At 71.9% G+C, this 20,442-nt stretch carries 20 protein-coding genes; 6 read left to right on the forward strand and 14 right to left on the reverse strand.

Annotation, left to right across the window (positions count from 1 at the left end):
- Window positions 1-183 precede the first annotated feature (183 nt).
- Genes ACOTKD_RS07825 through ACOTKD_RS07840 form a run of 4 tightly spaced genes read left to right on the forward strand, consistent with a single transcriptional unit; the run spans window position 184 to window position 3,770 of the window.
- Complete coding sequence (locus ACOTKD_RS07825; RefSeq protein WP_424888135.1) at window positions 184-1,182, forward strand: ABC transporter ATP-binding protein; 999 nt, start codon at window positions 184-186, stop codon at window positions 1,180-1,182.
- Window positions 1,172-2,071, forward strand: coding sequence for an ABC transporter permease subunit (locus ACOTKD_RS07830; protein ID WP_424888136.1), 900 nt, complete (start codon window positions 1,172-1,174; stop codon window positions 2,069-2,071). The genes ACOTKD_RS07825 and ACOTKD_RS07830 overlap by 11 nt, the downstream gene beginning before the upstream one ends.
- A 52-nt stretch (window positions 2,072-2,123) precedes the next feature.
- Window positions 2,124-3,035: an ABC transporter ATP-binding protein gene (locus ACOTKD_RS07835; RefSeq protein WP_424888137.1), complete on the forward strand. Its 912-nt coding sequence runs from the start codon at window positions 2,124-2,126 to the stop codon at window positions 3,033-3,035.
- A gap of 15 nt (window positions 3,036-3,050) precedes the next feature.
- The gene (locus ACOTKD_RS07840) at window positions 3,051-3,770 is read left to right on the forward strand and encodes an ABC transporter permease subunit (protein ID WP_424888138.1); all 720 of its coding nucleotides are present in this window, start codon (window positions 3,051-3,053) and stop codon (window positions 3,768-3,770) included.
- A 74-nt stretch (window positions 3,771-3,844) separates the two neighbouring features.
- Here ACOTKD_RS07840 and ACOTKD_RS07845 read toward each other — a convergent pair whose 3' ends face one another.
- The 3 genes from ACOTKD_RS07845 to ACOTKD_RS07855 all read right to left on the reverse strand — a co-directional run bounded on the left by ACOTKD_RS07845 (window position 3,845) and on the right by ACOTKD_RS07855 (window position 6,890).
- Complete coding sequence (locus ACOTKD_RS07845; protein ID WP_424888139.1) at window positions 3,845-4,792, reverse strand: aminoglycoside phosphotransferase family protein; 948 nt, start codon at window positions 4,790-4,792, stop codon at window positions 3,845-3,847.
- Window positions 4,793-4,857: 65 nt separating this feature from the next.
- Window positions 4,858-6,132, reverse strand: coding sequence for a CynX/NimT family MFS transporter (locus ACOTKD_RS07850; RefSeq protein ID WP_424888140.1), 1,275 nt, complete (start codon window positions 6,130-6,132; stop codon window positions 4,858-4,860).
- 47 nt (window positions 6,133-6,179) lie between these two features.
- A complete protein-coding gene (locus ACOTKD_RS07855) occupies window positions 6,180-6,890 on the reverse strand; it encodes a FadR/GntR family transcriptional regulator (RefSeq protein WP_424888141.1) in 711 nt (236 codons plus the stop codon).
- Window positions 6,891-6,996: 106 nt separating this feature from the next.
- Here ACOTKD_RS07855 and ACOTKD_RS07860 point away from each other — a divergent pair, with 106 nt between their 5' ends.
- Entirely contained in the window at window positions 6,997-7,818 is an 822-nt protein-coding gene (locus ACOTKD_RS07860; RefSeq protein WP_424888142.1) for a rhomboid-like protein, read from the forward strand.
- On the opposite strand, the gene ACOTKD_RS07865 is transcribed toward ACOTKD_RS07860, so the two are convergent.
- The 9 genes from ACOTKD_RS07865 to ACOTKD_RS07905 form a co-directional block, all read right to left on the reverse strand.
- Entirely contained in the window at window positions 7,760-8,575 is an 816-nt protein-coding gene (locus ACOTKD_RS07865; RefSeq protein WP_424888143.1) for an HAD family hydrolase, read from the reverse strand. The genes ACOTKD_RS07860 and ACOTKD_RS07865 overlap by 59 nt on opposite strands.
- Window positions 8,572-9,849: a serine--tRNA ligase gene (gene serS, locus ACOTKD_RS07870; protein ID WP_302862710.1), complete on the reverse strand. Its 1,278-nt coding sequence runs from the start codon at window positions 9,847-9,849 to the stop codon at window positions 8,572-8,574. The genes ACOTKD_RS07865 and serS overlap by 4 nt, the downstream gene beginning before the upstream one ends.
- Window positions 9,850-10,491: 642 nt before the next feature.
- On the reverse strand, window positions 10,492-11,427 hold the full coding sequence (pheA, locus tag ACOTKD_RS07875; RefSeq protein WP_424888144.1) for a prephenate dehydratase: 936 nt from the start codon (window positions 11,425-11,427) through the stop codon (window positions 10,492-10,494).
- A 61-nt stretch (window positions 11,428-11,488) separates the two neighbouring features.
- Window positions 11,489-12,778, reverse strand: coding sequence for an iron uptake transporter deferrochelatase/peroxidase subunit (gene efeB, locus ACOTKD_RS07880; protein WP_424888145.1), 1,290 nt, complete (start codon window positions 12,776-12,778; stop codon window positions 11,489-11,491).
- Window positions 12,778-14,688: a copper resistance protein CopC gene (locus ACOTKD_RS07885; protein WP_424888146.1), complete on the reverse strand. Its 1,911-nt coding sequence runs from the start codon at window positions 14,686-14,688 to the stop codon at window positions 12,778-12,780. Before ACOTKD_RS07885 ends, efeB begins: the two co-directional genes overlap by 1 nt.
- Before the next feature lie 17 nt (window positions 14,689-14,705).
- Window positions 14,706-15,182, reverse strand: a complete 477-nt coding sequence (locus tag ACOTKD_RS07890; protein WP_424888147.1) for a copper chaperone PCu(A)C — start codon at window positions 15,180-15,182, stop codon at window positions 14,706-14,708.
- On the reverse strand, window positions 15,182-15,835 hold the full coding sequence (locus ACOTKD_RS07895) for an SCO family protein (RefSeq protein ID WP_424888148.1): 654 nt from the start codon (window positions 15,833-15,835) through the stop codon (window positions 15,182-15,184). The genes ACOTKD_RS07890 and ACOTKD_RS07895 overlap by 1 nt, the downstream gene beginning before the upstream one ends.
- Window positions 15,836-15,954: 119 nt before the next feature.
- Entirely contained in the window at window positions 15,955-16,704 is a 750-nt protein-coding gene (locus ACOTKD_RS07900) for a YcnI family protein (RefSeq protein ID WP_424888149.1), read from the reverse strand.
- Window positions 16,705-16,934: 230 nt separating this feature from the next.
- Entirely contained in the window at window positions 16,935-17,759 is an 825-nt protein-coding gene (locus ACOTKD_RS07905) for a hypothetical protein (RefSeq protein WP_424888150.1), read from the reverse strand.
- A gap of 222 nt (window positions 17,760-17,981) precedes the next feature.
- On the opposite strand from ACOTKD_RS07905, the gene ACOTKD_RS07910 reads away from it, so the two are divergent.
- A complete protein-coding gene (locus tag ACOTKD_RS07910; RefSeq protein ID WP_424888151.1) occupies window positions 17,982-18,452 on the forward strand; it encodes an ATP-binding protein in 471 nt (156 codons plus the stop codon).
- 52 nt (window positions 18,453-18,504) lie between these two features.
- Here ACOTKD_RS07910 and ACOTKD_RS07915 read toward each other — a convergent pair whose 3' ends face one another.
- Together ACOTKD_RS07915 and ACOTKD_RS07920 are read right to left on the reverse strand one after the other, a co-directional pair.
- Window positions 18,505-18,756 (reverse strand): SCO4226 family nickel-binding protein, encoded by a 252-nt coding sequence (locus ACOTKD_RS07915; protein WP_424888152.1) that lies wholly within the window; start codon window positions 18,754-18,756, stop codon window positions 18,505-18,507.
- A 137-nt stretch (window positions 18,757-18,893) separates the two neighbouring features.
- Complete coding sequence (locus tag ACOTKD_RS07920) at window positions 18,894-20,354, reverse strand: aminopeptidase P family protein (RefSeq protein WP_424888153.1); 1,461 nt, start codon at window positions 20,352-20,354, stop codon at window positions 18,894-18,896.
- Window positions 20,355-20,442 lie beyond the last annotated feature (88 nt).

Raw genomic sequence — 20,442 nt, forward strand, 5'->3', positions numbered from 1 at the left:
CTGATGAATGTGACAATGCCCGGCGGCTGCGTCAAGAGTCGTGCACCGCCTGTGGAAAACCTCCTTCTCCTCGCGCACCCTCCCCGGCCGTCCCGGGCCGGGTCCTCCCTCCGGGCCGGTTCCCCTACGGGAACGTCAGACCTGAGGAGTACACGGAAGCAGTCATCCGGTCTGACGCCTGCTGTGGCACGCGCCACTACCGTCGAAGGTGTGACTGTGATCGCTACCGAAAGCCTCAGCAAGCGGTTCCCCCGGGTGACCGCTCTGGACCGGCTGTCCGTCGACATCACGCCGGGCGTGACCGGCCTGGTGGGCGCCAACGGAGCCGGCAAGTCCACGCTGATCAAGATCCTGCTCGGGCTCTCCCCCGCCACCGAGGGCCGCGCCACCGTGCTCGGCCTCGACGTCGCGACCGAAGGCGCCGCCATCCGCGAGCGCGTCGGCTACATGCCCGAGCACGACTGCCTGCCGCCCGACGTGTCGGCCACCGAGTTCGTCGTCCACATGGCGCGGATGTCAGGCCTGCCCGTCACCGCCGCCCGTGAGCGCACCGCCGACACGCTGCGCCACGTCGGCCTCTACGAGGAGCGGTACCGCCCGATGGGCGGCTACTCGACGGGCATGAAACAGCGGGTCAAGCTGGCCCAGGCCCTCGTCCACGACCCGAAGCTCGTCCTGCTGGACGAGCCCACCAACGGCCTCGACCCCGTCGGCCGCGACGAGATGCTCGGCCTGATCCGCCGCGTCCACACCGACTTCGGCATCTCGGTGCTGGTCACGTCACACCTGCTCGGCGAGCTGGAGCGCACCTGCGACCACGTCGTCGTCATCGACGGCGGCAAGCTGCTGCGCTCCTCCTCCACCAGCGACTTCACCCAGGCCACGGCCTCCCTCGCCGTCGAGGTCACCGACTCCGACGCCCATCCGGACGGCACGGCGGCCCTCGCCGCCGCGCTCACCGCGGCCGGCCTCACCGTCCAGCCCGCCGGCCGTGCCGCCGAGTTCGCCGCGGCCGGCTCCGGCCACGTCCTCCTCGTCGACGTCACCGGCGACGACACCTACGACACCGTGCGCGACGCGGTCACCGATCTCGGTCTCGGCCTCGTCCGCATGGAGCAGCGCCGCCACCGCATCGCGGAGGTCTTCCAGAGCGCAGAAAGGGGCAGCGCCCATGCCGCCTGAGACCGTCTCCGCGCCCGCGCAGGACGTCATTCACAACATCGGCTACCGCAACTACTCCGGCGCCCGCCTCGGCCGCGCCTACGCCCGCCGCTCGCTCTTCTCGCAGAGCCTGCGCGGCGCGTACGGCCTCGGCCGGTCGGCGAAGTCCAAGGTGCTGCCGATGATCCTGTTCGGCGTGATGTGCCTGCCCGCCGCCATCATGGTGGCCGTCACGGTCGCCACCAAGCTCAACAAGCTGCCGGTGGAGTACACGCGCTACGCGATCATCATGCAGGTCGTCATCGGCCTCTTCCTCGCGGCACAGGCCCCGCAGTCCGTCTCGCGCGACCTGCGCTTCAGGACCGTCCCCCTGTACTTCTCGCGGCCCATCGAGCGGGTGGACTACGTGACGGCCAAGCTCGCCGCGATGTTCTCCGCCCTGTTCATCCTCACCGCAACGCCCCTGCTGATCCTGTACGTCGGCGCTCTGCTCGCGAAGCTTGACTTCGCCGACCAGACGAAGGGGTTCGCACAAGGACTGGTCTCCGTGGCACTGCTGTCCCTGCTCTTCGCCGGCATCGGCCTGGTGGTCGCCGCGCTCACCCCGCGCCGCGGCTTCGGCGTCGCCGCGGTCATCGCCGTGCTGACCATCTCCTACGGCGTGGTGAGCACCATCCAGGGCATCGCCCTGCAGCGCGACAGCGTCGACGCGATCGGCTGGATGGGCCTCTTCTCGCCCATCACCCTCATCGACGGCGTGCAGACGGCGTTCCTCTCCGCGAGCTCCGCGTTCCCCGACGGCCACGGCCCCAGCACCGCGGCGGGCGTCGTCTACCTGCTCGTGCTCCTCGCCGTGATCGCCGGCTCGTACGGGCTGCTGATGCGCCGCTACCGAAAGGTCGGGCTGTGACAACCGCCCTCCCGTCACCCGACCACCACCCCTCAAGGAATGGGCTGCGCCCATGAGCAGCATTCGTATCGACAACGTCTCCCGCTGGTTCGGCAACGTCGTCGCCGTCAACGACGTCTCCATGACCGTCGGTCCGGGCGTCACCGGCCTCCTCGGCCCCAACGGCGCGGGGAAGTCCACCCTCATCAACATGATGGGCGGCTTCCTCGCCCCCTCGACCGGCACCGTCACCCTCGACGGCGCCGCCATCTGGCGCAACGAGCAGATCTACCGCCACATCGGCATCGTCCCCGAGCGGGAGGCGATGTACGACTTCCTCACCGGACTGGAGTTCGTCCGCGCCAACGCCGAACTGCACGGGCTGGGCGCGGCCGAGGCGCAGCGGGCGCTCGCCACCGTCGAGATGGAGCACGCCCAGGACCGCGCGATCAGCACGTACAGCAAGGGCATGCGGCAACGCGTGAAGATGGCCTCGGCGCTCGTCCACGAGCCCTCCGTGCTCCTCCTCGACGAGCCCTTCAACGGCATGGACCCGCGCCAGCGCATGCAGCTGATGGACCTGCTCCGCAGGATGGGCGCGGAGGGCCGCACCGTGCTCTTCTCCTCGCACATCCTGGAGGAGGTCGAGCAGCTCGCCACCCACATCGAGGTCGTCGTCGCCGGCCGGCACGCCGCCTCCGGCGACTTCCGCAAGATCCGCCGGCTGATGACGGACCGCCCGCACCGCTACCTGGTCCGCTCCAGCGACGACCGCGCCCTGGCCGCCGCCCTCATCGCCGACCCTTCGACGGCGGGCATCGAAGTGGACGTCCAGGAAGGCGCCCTGCGCATCCAGGCCGTCGACTTCGGCCGCTTCACCGCCCTGCTGCCCCGGGTCGCCCGGGAGCACGGCATCCGGCTCCTCACGGTCTCGCCCTCGGACGAGTCCCTGGAATCGGTCTTCTCCTACCTCGTCGCGGCCTGAAAGGAGCCCAGCGCCATGTACAACGCCACCGTCGCACGGCTCACCTACCGGGGCCTTTTGGGCCGCCGCCGCGCCTTCATCCTCTTCGGGCTGCCCGCCCTGCTGCTCGCCGTCTCGGTCGTCGTCCGCGTGCTCGTCGGCGCGGACGACGGCACCGCCGGCAGCGTCCTGGGCGGCTTCGCACTGGCCACCATGGTCCCGCTGATCGGCGTCGTCGCCGGCACCGGCGCGATCGGCCCGGAGATCGACGACGGCTCGGTCGTCTACCTCCTCTCCAAGCCGGTGAAACGACCCACGATCATCTTCACCAAGCTGATCGTCGCGATCGCCGTCACCGTCGCCTTCTCAGCCGTCCCGACGCTCGTCGCGGGCTTCATCCTCAACGGCAACAGTCAGCAGATCGCCGTCGCCTACGCGGCCGCGGCGGCCGTCGCCTCCGTCGCCTACAGCGCGGTGTTCCTGCTGCTGGGCACGGTCACCCGGCACGCCGTCGTGGCGGGCCTGGTCTACGCCCTGGTGTGGGAGTCGCTCTTCGGCAGCCTCGTCCCCGGCGCGCGCACCCTGAGCGTGCAGCAGTGGTCCCTCGCCCTCGCCCAGCGCATCGGCGCGGACGGTGCGGTCGCCTCGGACGTGGGTCTGCCGCTGGCCCTCGTCCTGCTCGCCGGTGTGACGGTGGCAGCGACGTGGTTCGCGGGCCGGAAGCTCCGCTCCCTCACGCTCGCCGGGGAGGAGTGAACCTCATTCCGTTGAACCCCGCGGGGCTCGTTGAACCCCGCGAGGCTCGTTCCGTGAGGTTCACTCCGCGGGTCTCAGCCCCGTAGGACACACCGCTGCAGCGCCCGGGCGATCTCCACCTGCTCGGGCGCGAGCGAGTCCTCGCCGTCCTCGACGTCCCACAGGGCGTTCTGCAGCACCCTGCCCAGCGTCCAGCGGGCAGCCCGCTGCCGGTCCAGGCCCAGCACCTCGGTCATCAGGTCGAAGCGGCGCAGCACGGCCCGTTCCACGTCCCCGGTCGCGGTGATGTCGTCCCACCGGTCGTGCAGCGCGGGCAGCAGTTCGAAACCGGCGTCGCCCACCAGCGGCTTGGGGTCGATGGCGAGCCACGGCTCGCGGGCGGAGCCCGGCACGGGAGCGAGGACGTTGTCGTAGTGGAGGTCCCAGTGCAGCAGCTGGTGACCGGGCTCGCCGACGACCTCCCGTACGGCCGCGGCGCACGACTCCACCAGCCGGCGCTCCGAGGATTCCCGCAGCTCCGGCAGGGCCGCGGGCACGTCCTTGAGCATGGCCCCCGCGACGTCCCCGAGGGACCGCAGCCCCGCGGGCACCGGTGCCGTCAGCAGCCGGGCCAGCAGCTCGGAGAGCGTCTCCAGCGACGCCTCGGCATCGCGTATGGACAAGAGTGAACGATTTGCGTCCAACCGCTCCAGCAGCATCGTGCCGGTCGCCTCGTCGTGGTCGAGGAGCGCGACCGCTCCGTCGCCGGCCCAGGCCCTCAGCGCGACCGGCTCACCGACGCTCTCGTCGGTGACGGGCTGGAGCTTGAGCGCCGCCGGGGTGCCGTCCTCGCGCAGCACGGGCAGGACGAGCGCGACCATGCCGTGCGAGGCGGGCCCGTCGAGCCGCAGGCCCCAGTGGTCGAGGAACCGGGCGGCCAGTTCCGGCAGGGCGGCGATCCAGGAGCGGCCCTCCTCCCCGTCGTACTTCTCGTGGAAGCCGACGAGTTCGGCCGGAATGGCGATGCGGTGAGCGGCGTGCATGGGCAGCGGTCTCCTCACGACGGGTGGGCAGGAGGCCCCGGAGGGCCTCCAGCCCACCCACCGTCTCAGATCTTCCGATCGCGCCCGGCGCCCATCGCGAGAAGCAGCAGCGCCGCACAGGCGACGAGCAGCAAGGCGATCGGAAGCGTCCAGCTGTCCGTCGCCTGGTGGACCGCACCGATCGCGAACGGGCCGACGGAGGCGAGCAGATAGCCCCACGTCTGCGCCATGCCCGACAGCCGGGACGCCGTGTGGGCGTCCCGCGTGCGCAGCACCATCAGTGTCAGGGCGAGGCCCAGCAGACCGCCCTGCGCCACGCCCATCAGCGTCGCCCAGACCCATGCGCCCTCCACGGGGGCGGTGAGCAGACCGGTCACACCGGCGGCCATGAGGACGACGACGCCGGCGCCGAGTGCCCGCTGGTCGCGCAGCCGGCCGGCCACCATGGGCACCACGAACGAACCGGCCATCTGCACCAGCGTGTAGAAGGCGTAGACCATGCCGGCCTCGCTCTTGCTCATGCCGTGGTCGGTGAACACGGTCGGCATCCAGGCAATGCACACGTACGCGACCAGCGACTGGGTGCCCATCATCAGCGTGACCTGCCAGGCGATGGGCGACCGGGTCAGCTTCGGCCCGCTCTGCGCCTGCTGCACGGGGGTGGCGGCCGCCCGGCCGTGCCGGGTGCCGCGGCGCGCGATGACGGCCTGCGGGACCCAGACGACGGCCGCCACGGCGGCGAGCAGCGCCCAGGAGGCCAGGGAGCCCCGCCAGCCGCCGAGGGCGTCCTCCAGCGGCACGGACAGGGCGGCCGAACCGGTGGCGCCGAGGATCAGCGTGGTCGAGTACAGCGCGGTCATGCTCGCGGCACGGTCGGGGAAGTCGCGCTTCACGAGGCCGGGCATCAGGACGTTGAGCAGGGCGATGGCCGTGCCGACGAGCGCGCAGCCGGCGAACAGGGCCACGACCGGGGGCGCGACGCGCAGCAGGATGCCGCCGCACAGCAGCAGGAGGGCGCCGCACAGGACGGCTTCGGTGCCCCAGCGGCGGGCGAGCTTCGGCGCGACGATCGAGCCCAGGCCCATGAAGATCAGCGGGATGGTGGTGACCAGGCTGCTCGCTGCCGCCGCCAGGTGGAAGTGGTCACCGATCTCGCCCATCAGGGGCGAGACCCCGGCGAGGGCCGCCCGCATGTTGAGCGAGGCGAGGACGATGCCCGCCATGAGCAGCGCCGGGTGGGCGCGCAGGGTGCGGCGGGCGGCGGCCACGGCCGGCGCGGGAGCGAGGTCCTCTTCCGCGTCTATCAGGGGGTCGAGTGTGTCCGGCCTCGTTTCCGACATGGGCTGCCTTTCCAGGGACGTGCGATGGGGCTGAGGGGGAACGGAGTTCAGCTCTCGGCGAGGAGGCTCTCCACGGCCTGCTTCGGGCGCTCCAGGAGGGCCCTGGCGGCCCGCGAGGCGGCCTCGGGGTCGCCGGAGGCGATGGCGTCCATGAGGGCGTGGTGGTCGCCGTGGATGATGCGCGGCATGTCGCGGTCGCCGAGCGCGGTGACCAGCGCCTCGCGGACGGAGCTGCTGAACCAGGCGTAGGTCGCGGTCAGCGCGGTGTTGTGCGCGGCCTCCACGACCGCGCGGTGGAACTCGACGTCGTGATCGGCGTAGAGCTCCAGGTTCCCGGAGTCGGGCTGGCCCTCGGGGTCCTCGAACGCGGTCTGGGCGTCCAGGGCGGCCTTCATCCGGGCGAGGTCGGCGGGCTCGTGGCGCAGGGCCGCGAGCCGCGCGGCCTCGGCCTCCAGCGCGATGCGCAGCTCCAGCACGTCGCGCACTCCCGCGCGCTGCACGCCGCGCATGATCTCGGCCGGGTCGGCCATGGAAACCACGAAAGTGCCTTCGCCCTGCCGCGAGCGCAGCATTCCGGCGTGCACGAGGACGCGGACGGCCTCGCGGACCGTGTTCCGGCCGACCTGGAGCTGTTCGGCGAGCGCGTGCTCGGTCGGGATGCGGCTGCCGATCTTCCACTCGCCGGCCGCGACCTGGGCGCGCAACTGTTCCACGACGGTGTCCACGAGGGACTGCCGTCCCGCTGCCTGCAGTGCCATTCGTCCTCCGGTCCCGGCCTCGGCCGCGCATGAGTCACCCGGTTGCCCAGTCATCCTACAACTCCCTCCGAGGGCGGCCCCGGGACCGAGCGGCTACCGTCGAAGGGTGCGTGGACGGGACGGGCGCCGCGGCTCCGGCACGCCCGGCCGGTGGCCGCCCGCCGCCGCCCGGGCCGCTTCGCAGGCGTGGTCCGGGGTGCGCTCCTGGATCGCTTCCTCTCCCGGGACGCACATCTGGCTGCTCGTCATCGGCGTCACCAGCCTCGTGATCGCCGCGGCAAGCCAGGACTTGGAGACGTTCCTGCTGCACCGCAACAGCAGCAACATCCACCAGCTCACCAAGCACCCGCTGCAGTCGCTCCTGATCAGCGGTTTCTGGATCGAGAACCCCTCGTCGTTCCTGCTCTACGCGGCGCTCTTCGAGGTGCTGCACGCGAACGTCGAGCGCTGGACCGGCACCGCCCGCTGGCTGTTCACCGTGGGCTTCGCGCACATCGCGGCCACTCTCATCAGCCAGGAGATCGTGCTGCTGTCCATAGAGGACCACTCACTGCCGCGGTCGATGAAGAGAGTGGTCGACATAGGGGTCTCGTACGGGCTCGCGGCCGCCGCCGGGATCCTCACGTACCGGATGCCGCGGCCGTGGCGGTGGGTCTACCTCGCCGGTGTGGTGCTGTTCTTCGCCGTCCCGCTGGTCACGGGAGGCACGTTCACCGACGTGGGGCACGCGGTGGCCGCGGCGATCGGGCTGGGCTGCCGGCAGTTCACGCACGGCCGCCCGCCGTGGGACTTCGGGCGCGTTCCCGGAGCCCTGCGGCGGGCGGCAGTTGTCGTCGGACGCGGCTCCGGCCGGGCGGGCCGGAGCGGCCTCAGCCGTACAGACGCTCCAGGACCGCGGCGATCCCGTCGTCCTCGTTCGAACCGGTGACCTCGTCGGCGACGGCCCGCAGCTCCTGGTGGGCGTTGGCCATGGCCACGCCGTGCGCCGCCCAGCCGAACATCGGTATGTCGTTGGGCATGTCGCCGAAGGCGATCGTCTCGGCGGCCTTCATCCCGAGCCGGCGCGCGGCCAGGGACAGCCCGGTGGCCTTGCTCAGGCCCAGCGGCAGCAGCTCCACGACGCCCTCGCCCGCCATCGTCACCCCGACCAGGTCGCCCGCGGCCGCGCGGGCGGCGGCGGCCAGGGCGTCGTCGCCGAGCTCGGGGTGCTGCAGGTAGAGCTTGTTGAGGGGCTCGGCCAGGAGCTCGTCCCGGTCGTGGGTCACGACGGCCGGGAGCGGGCCCTCCTGGACGCGGTAGCCCGGGGTGACCAGCACCTCGCCGTCGAGGCCGTCACGGCCCGCGGCGAGGTGCAGCGGGCCGGTCTCGGCCTCGATCTTGGCGACGGCCAGCCCGGCGATCCGCCGGTCCAGCGTCACCGACGTCAGCAGCCGGTGCTCACCCGCGTGGTAGACCTGCGCGCCCTGGGCACACACCGCCAGGCCCTGGTAGTCCAGCTCCTGCAGGATGTGCCGCGTCCACGGGACGGCCCGGCCGGTCACGACGATGTGCGCGGCACCCGCTTCCGTGGCCAGCTTCAGGGCGGCCCGGGTGCGCTCCGAGACGCTCTCGTCGGAGCGCAGCAGGGTGCCGTCGAGGTCGGTCGCGACGAGGCGGTACGGCAGTGCGGCCGCAGCGGGGTTCACTTGGCGACCGGCTCGAGCACCTCGCGCCCGCCCAGGTACGGACGGAGCACCTCGGGCACGCGCACCGAGCCGTCGGCCTGCTGGTGGTTCTCCAGCAGCGCCACGATGGTGCGCGGCACCGCGCACAGGGTGCCGTTGAGCGTCGCCAGCGGGCGGACGTTCTTGCCGTCGCGCATCCGGACGGACAGGCGGCGGGCCTGGAACTCGTCGCAGTTGGACGTGGACGTCAGCTCGCGGTATTTGCCCTGGGTGGGGATCCACGCCTCGCAGTCGAACTTGCGCGAGGCCGAGGCGCCGAGGTCACCCGTGGCGGTGTCGATGACCTGGAAGGGCAGCTCCAGGCTCGTCAGCCACTGCTTCTCCCACTCCAGCAGGCGGGCGTGCTCCGCCTCGGCGTCCTCCGGCGCGATGTAGGAGAACATCTCGACCTTGTCGAACTGGTGGACGCGGAAGATGCCGCGGGTGTCCTTGCCGTACGTGCCGGCCTCGCGGCGGAAGCACGGCGAGAAGCCGGCGTAGCGCAGCGGCAGCTGGTCGGCGTCGAGGATCTCGTCCATGTGGTAGGCCGCGAGCGGCACCTCGGACGTGCCCACCAGGTAGAAGTCGTCCTTCTCCAGGTGGTAGACGTCCTGGGCGGCCTGGCCGAGGAAGCCCGTGCCCTCCATGGCGCGCGGCTTGACCAGCGCGGGCGTCAGCATCGGGGTGAAGCCGGCGGCCGTGGCCTGGGCGATGGCGGCGTTGACGAGCGCGAGCTCCAGCAGCGCGCCGACACCCGTCAGGTAGTAGAAGCGCGAGCCGGAGACCTTGGCGCCGCGCTCGACGTCGATCGCGCCGAGCAGCTGGCCGAGCTCCAGGTGGTCCTTGGGCTCGAAGCCCTCGGCGGCGAAGTCGCGCGGGGTGCCGACGGTGTCCAGGACGACGAAGTCGTCCTCGCCGCCGAGCGGCACGTCGGGGTGGACCAGATTGCCGATCTGCAGCAGCAGGCGCTGCGCCTCGGCGGCGGCCTCGTCCTGCTCGGCGTCGGCGGCCTTCACGGCGGCGGACAGCTCGCCGGCCTTCTTCAGCAGCGCGGCCTTCTCGTCGCCGGAGGCCTTGGGGATGAGCTTGCCGAGCGCCTTCTGCTCGGAGCGGAGTTCATCGAAGCGGACGCTGGACGACCTGCGCCGTTCGTCGGCGGAGAGAAGTGCGTCGACGACGTCGACATCCTCTCCACGGGCGCGCTGGGAGGCGCGCACACGGTCGGGGTCCTCACGAAGCAGGCGAAGGTCAATCACCCCCCCAGGCTACCGTTGCGCACGCGATCACTCGACGGCATATTCCTCTTGATGGCGGTTTGTCCCATTTTGGGTGATCGGAAAAGGCTGTGCATAATCAGCAGCCCGGGTGATCGCGACGTGCTGGAAAAGGCTCCGGGGGAGTGGTGGCGAGAATGGGTGCGCTTTTACTGAAAAGCGGGCATAGCGGCGGCGTCGGCCTCTGATCCGCTTGCGGGCGGCCGGAGTTGGCCCACTTCTTGTCCACAGGAGGAGATCCCTCCGTTTTCTTTGTCCACAGGCTGTGCGTGAAATCTGTGGACGCCGTAATCGAACGTTCCGTCCGCTTCTGTCCCGCGCCGTGTATTCCTTGGTCAAACCTCGCTCGGCCACTCATTCGGGTGGTATCGCCTCGCTCCAAAGGGTTATTCGCAGACATTCCGCTGACGAATGGCGAGGATGCAGCCCGATCGGGTGGACCTAGGTGCTGTGGATGACGCCCCTGTGGTTAGAGCGATTTGTCGACCTTGACCGATTCGCGGAGCGGCTGCCCCGCCTCAATCTGTCGACTTATCCCCAGGTCGAGAACCCCCTGTGGATAACTCTGGGGATGTCGGCGCCGACGGCTACCGTCGACGCGTGGACAACGAAGCCCCGATCGCCTCAGGCGCGGCCGTCCTGGCAGCGCGCCAGCCAGTCCGCCGCCGTGACGAACTCCTCGTCCGACGTGCCGTAGCGCGTGGGACCCACCTCGGCCGGAGTCGCGTCCGCGCGGGGATAGGAGCCGAGGAAGCGCACCTGCGGGCAGATCCGGTGCAGGCCCATCAGCGCCTCGCTGACGCGCCGGTCGGCGATGTGCCCCTCCGCGTCGATCGCGAAGCAGTAGTTGCCGATGCCCTCGCCCGTCGGCCGCGACTGGATGAGCATCAGGTTCACCCCCCGCGACGCGAACTCCTGCAGCAGCTCCAGCAGGGCGCCCGGGTGGTCCTCGCGCAGCCACACCACGACCGACGTCTTGTCCGCGCCCGTCCGTGCCGCCGGCCGGGCCGGCCGGCCCACCAGTACGAAGCGGGTCTGCGCGTTCTGCGCGTCGTGGATGTCGGTGACCAGCGGCTCCAGACCGTACGTGGCCGCCGCGAACTCCCCCGCGAAGGCGGCGTCGAAGCGCCCCTCCTGCACCAGGCGCGCGCCGTCCGCGTTGGAGGCCGCCGACTCCCACAGCGCGTCCGGCAGGTGCGCGGCGAGCCACTTGCGCACCTGCGGCTGCGCCACGGGGTGGCCGGTCACGGTCTTGATGTCCGACAGCCGCGTCCCCGGCCGCACGAGCAGCGCGAACGTGATCTGCAGCAGCACCTCGCGATAGATCATCAGCGGGGAGCCCGTCGTGAGCTGGTCGAGGGTGGCGGTGACACCGCCCTCCACCGAATTCTCGATCGGCACGAGGGCGGCCGCCGCCTCGCCGCTGCGCACGGCGTCCAGCGCCGCGGGCACGGACACCATCGGCACCAGCTCCCGCGTCGCCGCCTCCGGCAGCGTCCGCAGGGCGGCCTCGGTGAACGTGCCCTCGGGGCCGAGATAGGTGTAGCGGCTGGCCGACATCACGCTGGCTCCTCGATCGTCCGGTGTCTCGCCACGATACCGAGCGCCCGGAGCCGGGCCGTCAGCCCTCCAGCAGCCGCTGCCCCACGTACTCGCCCGGCTCGCAGCCGCCCGGCACCGCGAAGAGACCGCTCGCCTCGTGCCGCAGGAAGCGGGAGAGGCCGTCCCCGCGGTCCAGCTTCCGCTGCACCGGCACGAACCCCTTCATCGGGTCCGCCTGCCAGGCGACGAACAGCAGACCCGCGTCCGGAGCCCCGTCGTCGAGGAAGCCGTCATGGTAGGAGAACGCCCGCCGCAGCATCGACGCGCCACGGTTCGACGCCGGCGACGCCACGCGGATGTGCGCGTCGCCCGCGATCGCCAGCGACCCGTCAGAGTTGACCTTGTTGAGGTCCGGCCGGGTCGTCTCCGTGCCGCCGGACAGCGGAGCCCCGTCCGACTTGCGGCGCCCGATCACCTTCTCCTGGCGCTCCAGGGAGAGGTTGTCCCAGGTGTCGAGCAGCATGCGGATGCGCCGGACCACCGCGTACGAGCCGCCCGCCATCCACTCGTCCGCACCGCTGTGGTCCTGCGGCACGTAGATCTTGGCCGGGAAGCCCGCTTCCGACGGCTTGGGGTTGTTCGTGCCGTCGATCTGGCCCATCAGGTTCCGGCCGGTCATCGGCTGGGCGGTGGCGCCCGGCGTCCGGTTGAAGCCGTTCATCTGCCAGCGCAGCCGTGCGGTGCTCCTGGCCTGCTGCTGGATCAGCCGCAGCGCGTGGAAGGCGACGAGCGCGTCGTCGGCGCCGATCTGCACCCACAGGTCGCCGTTGCTGCGCTTGGAGTCGAGCGCGTCGGCGGTGAAGTCGGGCAGCGGCTCCAGCGCGGCGGGCCGCTTGGAGGTGAGGTCCGTCCGGTCGAAGAACGTCCGGCCGAATCCGAAGGTGACGGTCAGCGAGGAGGGGCCCGCGTCGAGCGCCACCCCGGAGTCGTCCCCCTTGGGCGTCTTCCCGGCCATGAGGTCGGCCGCCGTGTCCGACCACCGGCGCATCAGTGCGGCGGCGGCCTTGCGGTCGGCCCCGGGCGCGAGGTCGAACGCGATGAAGTGGCCGCACGCCTGCGCGGGATCGGCGATCCCGGCCTGGTGCGCGCCGTGGAAGGGTCTGCTCGCGGAGCCGACGCCGTCCAGCGGCGCCGGGTCCTTGCGGACGGTCTCGGCGGCGAAGGCCCCGGCCGCGCCGCCCGCGACGAGCCCTGCCGCGCCCGCGGCGCCGGCCGTGCCGAGCAGCCGGCGGCGGCTGACGCCGCCCGGCTTCGCGGGCTGCTCCGCGCCCTTGTGAGTGTCCTGGGAATCCTTGGATCGTTCAGCCATCAGTTGATCTTCACGTTCCTGATCTCCGTGATCTGGTCGATGTCGGAGGTCCGTACGGTCAGGGTGAGCTGCCACGTACCGGCCATGGGCAGCTGGAAGCCGGTGGCCTGCCAGCGTCCGGCGGACGTGCGCTTGAGGGCCGTGCGCAGCGGGCCGATGTTCTTCTGCTTCTCGGTGAAGGACACCTCCAGCTCCGGTACGTCCACGGCCTTGCCGGCCGGGTCGGTCACGGAGACGTCGATGGAGTTGTTGCCCGAGTGGGCCGGGTCGATACGTATGAGGGCCGTGCCTCGCCCGTTCGTGCCACCCGTGTCGTACGGGATCCGGGTCTCGGCCGGGCCCGGAGCGGCCGGAGCCGCGGTGCGGGCTCCTCCGGATGCCGCCGATTGGCGCTGTTCGGTCTCGGCCCGGCCCGGCTGGGTGCCGGTGAGCAGGGTGGTGACGGCGAGCAGGACGACGGCGACCCCGGCCTCGGCCAGGACGGCGCGGCGCAGTCCGCTGCGGCCCTCGTCGGCGTCGCGCCGCCGGCGACCCGCGGCCTTCTCCAGGGCCTCGCGCTGGCGTGCGAGCTGGGCGGCCCGCTCGGGGGAGGCGTCCTTGTCCTTCCGGGACGTCGCCGCGACCGGCCCCCTGGCCGCCTGAACCGCCCGGACCGCCGGGGCCTGCTTCTTCGGCGCCGGGCGGCCGTCGGTGAGGCGGCCCGTCCAGCGCCGCGAGAAGGAGGCGAGGGCGACCATGCCCGCCACGAGCGCGACCTTGAGGAGGAGCCAGCGGCCGTACTCCGTACCGGTGAGCGCGCCCCACGAGCCGACCTGCCGCCAGGACTGGTAGAGGCCGGTCGCCACCAGGACGCACACCGCGGTGAAGGCGAGCCGGGAGAAGCGCTGCACCTCCGCGCGGCGCACGGGCTCCCCCGCCCACAGCGTGGCGAGCAGCGCGGCGAGGCCGCCGAGCCACACGGCGACGCCCAGCAGGTGCAGGACGTCGACCGGCATGGCGAGCCAGGGCTGGAGCCCCGCCGACGCGTGCTCGGCCATCGCCCAGGTCGCCGCGAGCCCGACGGCGACGACGGTGCCGCCGATGGCGATCCCGTAGGCGACGTCGCGGCGCTCCATGCGGGTGCGGTCGCCGTCCTCGCGGGCGTACGAACCGAACAGCACGGCCAGGAACACCGCCGCGGCGCTCAGCAGCAGCAGGCGCGACAGCAGTGCCGCGCCCGGTTTGGTGGCCAGTACGTCACCGAGGAGGGTGAGGTCGAAGGACGAGCCGACGCCCTTGCCGCTGGTGTAGGGCCCGCGCAGCAGCAGGAGCACCGACGTCGCGGCGAAGAGGGTGATCCAGCCGCCGACCGCGATCCGCTGCACGGGCCGGGAGGAGCGGCACGCGCCCGCGAAGACGCAGCCGCCGACGAGCAGGAGGTAGCCGGCGTAGGCCGCGTACCGGCCGGTGGTGTAGAGCGCGTCGACGACCGGGTCGGCCTTGGCCGTCGTCACTTTGGCCGCCGTCTTCGACGGCGCGCCTATGGAGAAGGTGAAGGCCCCGGCCACCGGGTGGCTGTCCGCGGAGACGGCCTGCCAGGCCACCGTGTAGGTGCCGTCGGCGATCCCGCCGGCGATCCCCACGGCGGCCGTGTCGGACTTGCCGTCCACGTGGGCCGGCTTGCCCTCGTCGACGCGCTCGCCCTGCGGATCGAGGACCCGCACCGAGTCCGCGCTCAGCAGGACGCCCTCGGAGAAGGTGAGCTTCACCTGCCGGGGCGCGGCCGGCACCACGGAGCCGGAGGCCGGGTCGGTCGAGGTCAGCGCGGCGTGTGCCGAGGCGCTGCCCGCGCCGGGCCCGAGCGCGCACAGCAGCGCGGCGAGCAGCGTGCCGAGGACGGGGAGCAGCCGCCCGGCGGTCAGGGTCTTCATCGCACGTCAGTCCTTCGTCAGTCCTTGGGACGGAACGTCGTGGACTCCACGGGCACCTGGACCTTGACCGGCCCGGCGGTGGCGAAGTGCAGCGTGAACTCGATCTTCTCGCCGACGTCCGGCTTGTGGCCGAGCTTGCCGAGCATCAGGTGGGTGCCTCCGCGGGTGAGCTTCAGCTCGCCCTTGGCCGGCACGTCGAGCGAGGTCGCGTGCTTCATCTGCGAGCCCTCGGTGGTGTGCATGGTGATGTCACCGGAGAGCGGGCTGGTGACCTTGGTGAGCCGGTCGGCCTTGCCGCCGTCGTTGGTGACGGTGAGGTAGGCCGCGGCCATGTCGGTCATCGCGGGCTGCGGCAGGTAGGCGCCGCTGACGGACAGCTCGGGCTTGCCGGAGGACAGGGCGTCCTTCTCGGACTGGCAGCCGGTGAGCAGCAGGAGCCCTCCGGCGAGGACGAGCGGCAGGGCGGCGGCGGTGGCGGCGGTGGTCTTGCGCATTACGGGTTCTCCCCCTTGATGATCTTCGGGAGATCCTTGGAGTACTGGTCCTTGGTGGTTTCGGTCGTGTAGATCCAGTGGCCGCCGTCGTCCTTCGGCGAGAAGCCGACGACCTCGGCCCCGTGGCTGACGGTGATGGAGCCGTCCTTCTCCTTCTTCGGCTTCTCCACGAAGATGCCGATGCCCTTCGCCGCCGCCTGGATGGTGGCGAAGTCGCCGGTGAGTCCGACTATGTCCTGGCCGCCCTGGGCGTCCAGCCACTCGCGCATCCGCTTGGGCGTGTCGCGCTCCGGGTCGGTGGTGACGAAGACGACCTGGAGCTTCTCCTGGTCCTCCTTCGGCAGGGACTTCTCGGCCGCGGCGATGTCGGCGACGACGGTGGAGCAGACGTCGGGGCAGTAGGTGTAGCCGAAGTAGAGCAGGAGCGGGCGGCCCTTGGTCTCGTTGACCAGCTCGTACTTCTTGTCGTTCGTGTCCGTGAGGACCAGGTCCGGCTTGGCCTTCGGACTGTCCAGGGTGATCGCGGCCTTCTTGGGCGTGGCGGAGACGTCGGCGACGGGCTTGTCGCCGCCGTCGTCCGAGCCGCCGCCGCAGGCGGTCAGCGTGAGCGCGGCGGCCGTGGCCAGGGCCGCGCCCAGGATTCTGGTGCGCATGGAGCTCTTCTCCAGGGGGTGGGTCGGTGGTGCGGGGCGGGGTGCGGGCTTCGCTCGGAGGCGGGGCCGCACCCCGGCCGATACGTACGTCGGGCGGCTGTGCGCCGGGTGGCCGCGCGTCAGGCCGAGCGGCGGCGCCCGGCCATCACGCCGAAGGCGATGCCCGCCGCGCCGACGACGATGCCGGCGACGCCGAGGACGCGGGCGGTGGTGTCGCTGCCGCCGTCGCTCTTGTCCGACGCGGCGGACGCGCTCTCGGTCTTGCCGTCCGCGCTCTTGCCGCTGGTCTTGTCGTCGTGGTGGTCGTCGCCCTTGCCGGCGGCGGCGCCCTTGGCGACGAGCTTCAGCGTGGGAGCCGGGTGCTCGGCCTCGCCGCCGCCCGGCTTGGACGGGTCGATCCAGCGGACGACGTCGTCGTCGGAGTACGTCTGGAGCGCCTTGAAGACCAGTTCGTCGGCGTCGGAGGGCAGCTGGCCGACGGACAGCGGGAACTGCTGGAACTGGCCCGGCTCGATCTTGCCGCCGGTCCAGGTGATCTTGCTGACGGCCTCGTCGATGGTCTTGCCGTGCATCTGCAGCGGCTTGTCCAGCTTGGCCTTCTCGACCTTCACCTCCCAGCCGGGGACCGGCTGGGGCATCACCGAGGCGAGCGGGTGCTTGGGGTCGAGGGTGACCTCCAGCTTCACGGTCGAGGCGTTGTCCTTCTCGTTCGGCACCTTGAAGGCGATGGTGCTGTAGCCGCCCTTCTCGGCGGTGCCGGGCTGCACGCTGACGTGCGCGGAGGCGGGGCCGGCGAGCAGCAGGACGGCGCCGGCGGCGACGGCGCCGATGACGGGGAGGCGGCGCAGGCGAGCGGACTTGGCGTTCATGGGGACGCTCCAGGGGCAGGAGGGATCAAGCGGATCAAAGAGGGGTGGCACGCGCGCGGTGATGGCGACGACGGTGCGACCGCCCTCCTGCCCGGGACGCCTCCCCCGCCCCGGCCTGCCGGAATGCGGGCAGGCGCAGCCGTACGCGAGCGCGCTCAGGAGACCTGGGCGCGGGGCGGCTCGGGAAAGGAAAGGTTCGGGTACGCCGGAGACACGGCGGTGGTGCGTCGTCAGGCCGCGAGGGCGAGGACGGGCGGGCCCCGCCTGATCACGGAGTGCTGGAGCGCCGGCTCCGCCGCCGGGCGCTCCTCGGCCGCGTCCGTACGCGCAAGGGCGGCCGCCGGCTTCCCGGCGGTCAGCTCGCGCAGGGCACCGGCGAGCGCGAAGGCGGTGCGCAGGGCCTGGATGAGTGCGGTCTCCGCGACCTCGCGCGCCGACTGCTCCGAGAGCGCGACCACCCGCCACAGCGCCACTTCGCCGCGGCGCAGCAGCCAGCCCGCGGCCAGCGCCGCGAGGAGGTGGCCGAGGAGCATCGGCAGCGAGAGGGGGAGCGCGTCGAGCAGCGAGCCGGAGGACATGCCGCCGTGCATCCCCGTCGTGGCCGGGCCGGCGGCCGTGGCCGCGGCGCCCGCCTGCAGGGGGTGGACGGCCGGGTCGAGACCGGCGTCGGTGATGACCCGGCGGGCCGCGGAGGCGGACATCATCTGCGGCTGGTTGCAGACCAGCTTCGCGGCGAAGTCGATCATCCGGCCTTCGCCGGCCGTCTGCCGCGGTGCCATGCCGGCGTTCTGCTGACCGACGGCGAAGAGCGTGTGCAGCGCGAGCTGGCCGGCCGCCAGGCCGGCCGCGATCGACGGCAGCGAGCGCTCCCGCCCCGCCAGCGGCACGGCCACGGAGAGCACGGCCAGGAAACCGGCCGCGAGGGTCCACAGCGGCACCCGCGCACAGGAGGCCAGCACGTGCCCGCCCGCGGACAGCAGAACGCAGACCGCGGTGAACACCGCGGCCCGGATCAGTCGCAGATCGGCGCCGACACGCCCGACGGGGTGAGACATGGCTGCGCCATCATCCCACCGGGCTTACTCCTCCCCTACGGCAGGGGGCGCTCGATCTCCACCCGGAGGGGGCGCACCGGCGCACTCCCGTACGCCGCCATACACCGATGCATCCGCCGGGCGCGTCGTCCGAATGAGCGGTCTCACACACTCGGGAGGCTTACGGGGCGTCAGCGCTGGCTATACGTATCGGTATGTCGAGCCGCGGCCAGGAGGCTGAGCATGAGCATTTGGTGGTCACTCCATCTGCGGCGCGAGGCCGCGAGCGTTCCGCTCGCGCGGCGGTTGCTCGTGGGCGCGATGGAGACGGCCGGCGTCGACCCGGACATTTCGTATGATCTCTCGCTCGCCCTGAGCGAGGCGTGTGCGAACGCCGTCGAACACGGCGGCGATTCCTCGACCGGCTACCTCGTGACGGCGTTCATCGACGGCGACACCTGCCGGATCGAGGTCACCGACTCGGGCCCCGGCTTCCCGGAGCAGCCCCGCACGCACGAGCGCCGCAGCCGGCTCCCCCAGCCCCCCAGGCCCCTCGCCCCCGCCGAGGACGAGCACGGCAGGGGCCTCTTCCTCATCGAGTCGCTCACCGACCACGTCCGCGTCCGGAACCGCCCGGGCCGGCAGGGGGCCGTCGTCACCTTCGACAAGATCCTCAAGTGGAGAGAGGACGCGGCGCTGCTCCGCGCGTCGTGACCGCGCGTTGCGACCCTCGCGCCGTGAGCGCCGCCCGTAGCCGCGGCCCGGGTCAGGAAATCGTCAGCGACACTTCGTGGACCTCCGTGACCGGATGGCCAGCCTGGGCGTGGACCCGCTTGACCGCGTCCGCCGACGGCGCGTCGGACAGACAGTAGACCGTGCCCGATGTCGGGTCCGCCCACGCCTGCTCGAAGTGCACGCCTTCCTCCGCCTCGATGGCCAGGTCCCTGCGGTGCGCTTCCTTGAGCTGATCGGCGGTGATGCCCTGCATGCCGTGATGTACGTCCATGAACTTGCTCATGGCCCTCACACCTCCCTGGGTGCGCCTCTTCTGGCCATGATGCGCTCACGCACCTCCGGCGTACCACCGCAGGCGGCGAAACGGCAGTGTGCCGTGGCCCCGCACCGAGGGGGACCACGGCACACACGCCGGGGGCGTCAGCCCTTCAGGGACGCCATCCACGCCTCGCCGTCCGACGCCGCCCGCGGCAGCGCTGCGGAGAGGTTCCGGTTGCCGTCCTCGGTCACCAGGATGTCGTCCTCGATGCGGACGCCGATGCCGCGGTACTCCTCGGGCACGGTCGTGTCGTCCGCCTGGAAGTACAGCCCGGGCTCCACGGTGAGCACCATGCCCGGCTCCAGGACGCCGTCCACGTACGTCTCGGTGCGGGCGACCGCGCAGTCGTGGACGTCGAGGCCGAGCATGTGGCCGGTGCCGTGCAGGGTCCAGCGGCGCTGCAGGCCCAGCTCCAGGACGCGCTCCGCCGGGCCCTCCACCAGGCCCCACTCGACGAGCTTCCCGGCGAGGACCCGCTGGGCGGCGTCGTGGAAGTCGCGGTACTTGGCGCCCGGCCGCACCGCCGCGATGCCGGCCTCCTGGGCCTCGAACACCGCGTCGTAGATCTTGCGCTGGAGCTCGGTGTACGTGCCGTTGACGGGCAGGGTGCGGGTGACGTCGGCCGTGTAGAGGCTGTTCGTCTCCACGCCCGCGTCCAGCAGGAGCAGATCGCCGGAGCGGACGGCACCGTCGTTGCGCACCCAGTGCAGGGTCGTGGCGTGCGGGCCGGCGGCGCAGATCGAGCCGTAGCCGACGTCGTTGCCCTCGACGCGGGCGCGCAGGAAGAACGTGCCCTCGATGTAGCGCTCGGAGGTCGCCTCGGCCTTGTCGAGGACCTTCACGACGTCCTCGAAGCCGCGGACCGTGGAGTCGACGGCCTTCTGCAGCTCGCCGACCTCGAAGGCGTCCTTCACGAGCCGCTGCTCGCTGATGAAGACGCGCAGCTCCTCGTCGCGCTCGGCGGTGACCTTGTCGGTCAGGGCCTCCTCGATGCCGGCGTCGTGGCCGCGGACCACGCGCACCGGGCCGGTCGCCTCGCGCAGCGTGCCGGGGAGCTCGCGGACGTCCTCGGCGGGCAGGCCCAGCAGCTGCTCGGCCTCGGAGAGGCTGTGGCGGCGGCCGACCCACAGCTCGCCCTGGCCGTCGAGCCAGAACTCGCCGTTCTCGCGGTTGGAGCGGGGCAGGAGGTGGATCGTCGCCCGGTGGCCCCCGGCGCCGGTGGGCTCCAGGACGAGGACGCCGTCCTGGCTCTGGTCGCCGGTGAGGTACACGTACTCCGTGGAGGCGCGGAAGGCGTACTCGGTGTCGTTCGAGCGGGTCTTCAGGTTTCCGGCGGGGATCACCAGGCGCTCCCCGGGGAAGCGCGCGGAGAGCGCGGCGCGGCGGCGGGCCGTGTGCGGGGCCTGCTCCACGGGCTGCAGGTCGTGCAGCTCGGTGTCGGCCCAGCCGGTCTTCATGTTGGCCGCCAGCTCGTCGGAGACGGCCGGGTAGAGGCCGTTCTTCCGCTGCTTGATCGGCTCGTCGCCTTCGGGGTTCTCGGGCGCGGGCTGCTGCTCGGTCACTGCTTTCCTCCTCGGACGGGGCGCTTTCCATCGTATGTGCGACCGAAATACGAGGAAACTGTGGGGAAAATCCAAGGAAGGGGAGAGG

Source organism: Streptomyces sp. XH2, from assembly GCF_049725035.1.
GTDB classification, from domain to species: domain Bacteria; phylum Actinomycetota; class Actinomycetes; order Streptomycetales; family Streptomycetaceae; genus Streptomyces; species Streptomyces roseoverticillatus.

Coding starts and splice junctions, on each gene's coding strand:
- ACOTKD_RS07830 (WP_424888136.1), top strand. CDS start 1,172: ATGCCGCCTGAGACCGTCTCCGCGCCCGCGCAGGACGTCATTCACAAC.
- ACOTKD_RS07835 (WP_424888137.1), top strand. CDS start 2,124: ATGAGCAGCATTCGTATCGACAACGTCTCCCGCTGGTTCGGCAACGTC.
- ACOTKD_RS07840 (WP_424888138.1), top strand. CDS start 3,051: ATGTACAACGCCACCGTCGCACGGCTCACCTACCGGGGCCTTTTGGGC.
- ACOTKD_RS07845 (WP_424888139.1), bottom strand. CDS start 4,792: ATGCACGCCGCTCACCGCATCGCCATTCCGGCCGAACTCGTCGGCTTC.
- ACOTKD_RS07850 (WP_424888140.1), bottom strand. CDS start 6,132: ATGTCGGAAACGAGGCCGGACACACTCGACCCCCTGATAGACGCGGAA.
- ACOTKD_RS07855 (WP_424888141.1), bottom strand. CDS start 6,890: ATGGCACTGCAGGCAGCGGGACGGCAGTCCCTCGTGGACACCGTCGTG.
- pheA (WP_424888144.1), bottom strand. CDS start 11,427: ATGTCGGCCAGCCGCTACACCTATCTCGGCCCCGAGGGCACGTTCACC.
- efeB (WP_424888145.1), bottom strand. CDS start 12,778: ATGGCTGAACGATCCAAGGATTCCCAGGACACTCACAAGGGCGCGGAG.
- ACOTKD_RS07885 (WP_424888146.1), bottom strand. CDS start 14,688: ATGAAGACCCTGACCGCCGGGCGGCTGCTCCCCGTCCTCGGCACGCTG.
- ACOTKD_RS07890 (WP_424888147.1), bottom strand. CDS start 15,182: ATGCGCAAGACCACCGCCGCCACCGCCGCCGCCCTGCCGCTCGTCCTC.
- ACOTKD_RS07895 (WP_424888148.1), bottom strand. CDS start 15,835: ATGCGCACCAGAATCCTGGGCGCGGCCCTGGCCACGGCCGCCGCGCTC.
- ACOTKD_RS07900 (WP_424888149.1), bottom strand. CDS start 16,704: ATGAACGCCAAGTCCGCTCGCCTGCGCCGCCTCCCCGTCATCGGCGCC.
- ACOTKD_RS07905 (WP_424888150.1), bottom strand. CDS start 17,759: ATGTCTCACCCCGTCGGGCGTGTCGGCGCCGATCTGCGACTGATCCGG.
- ACOTKD_RS07910 (WP_424888151.1), top strand. CDS start 17,982: ATGAGCATTTGGTGGTCACTCCATCTGCGGCGCGAGGCCGCGAGCGTT.
- ACOTKD_RS07915 (WP_424888152.1), bottom strand. CDS start 18,756: ATGAGCAAGTTCATGGACGTACATCACGGCATGCAGGGCATCACCGCC.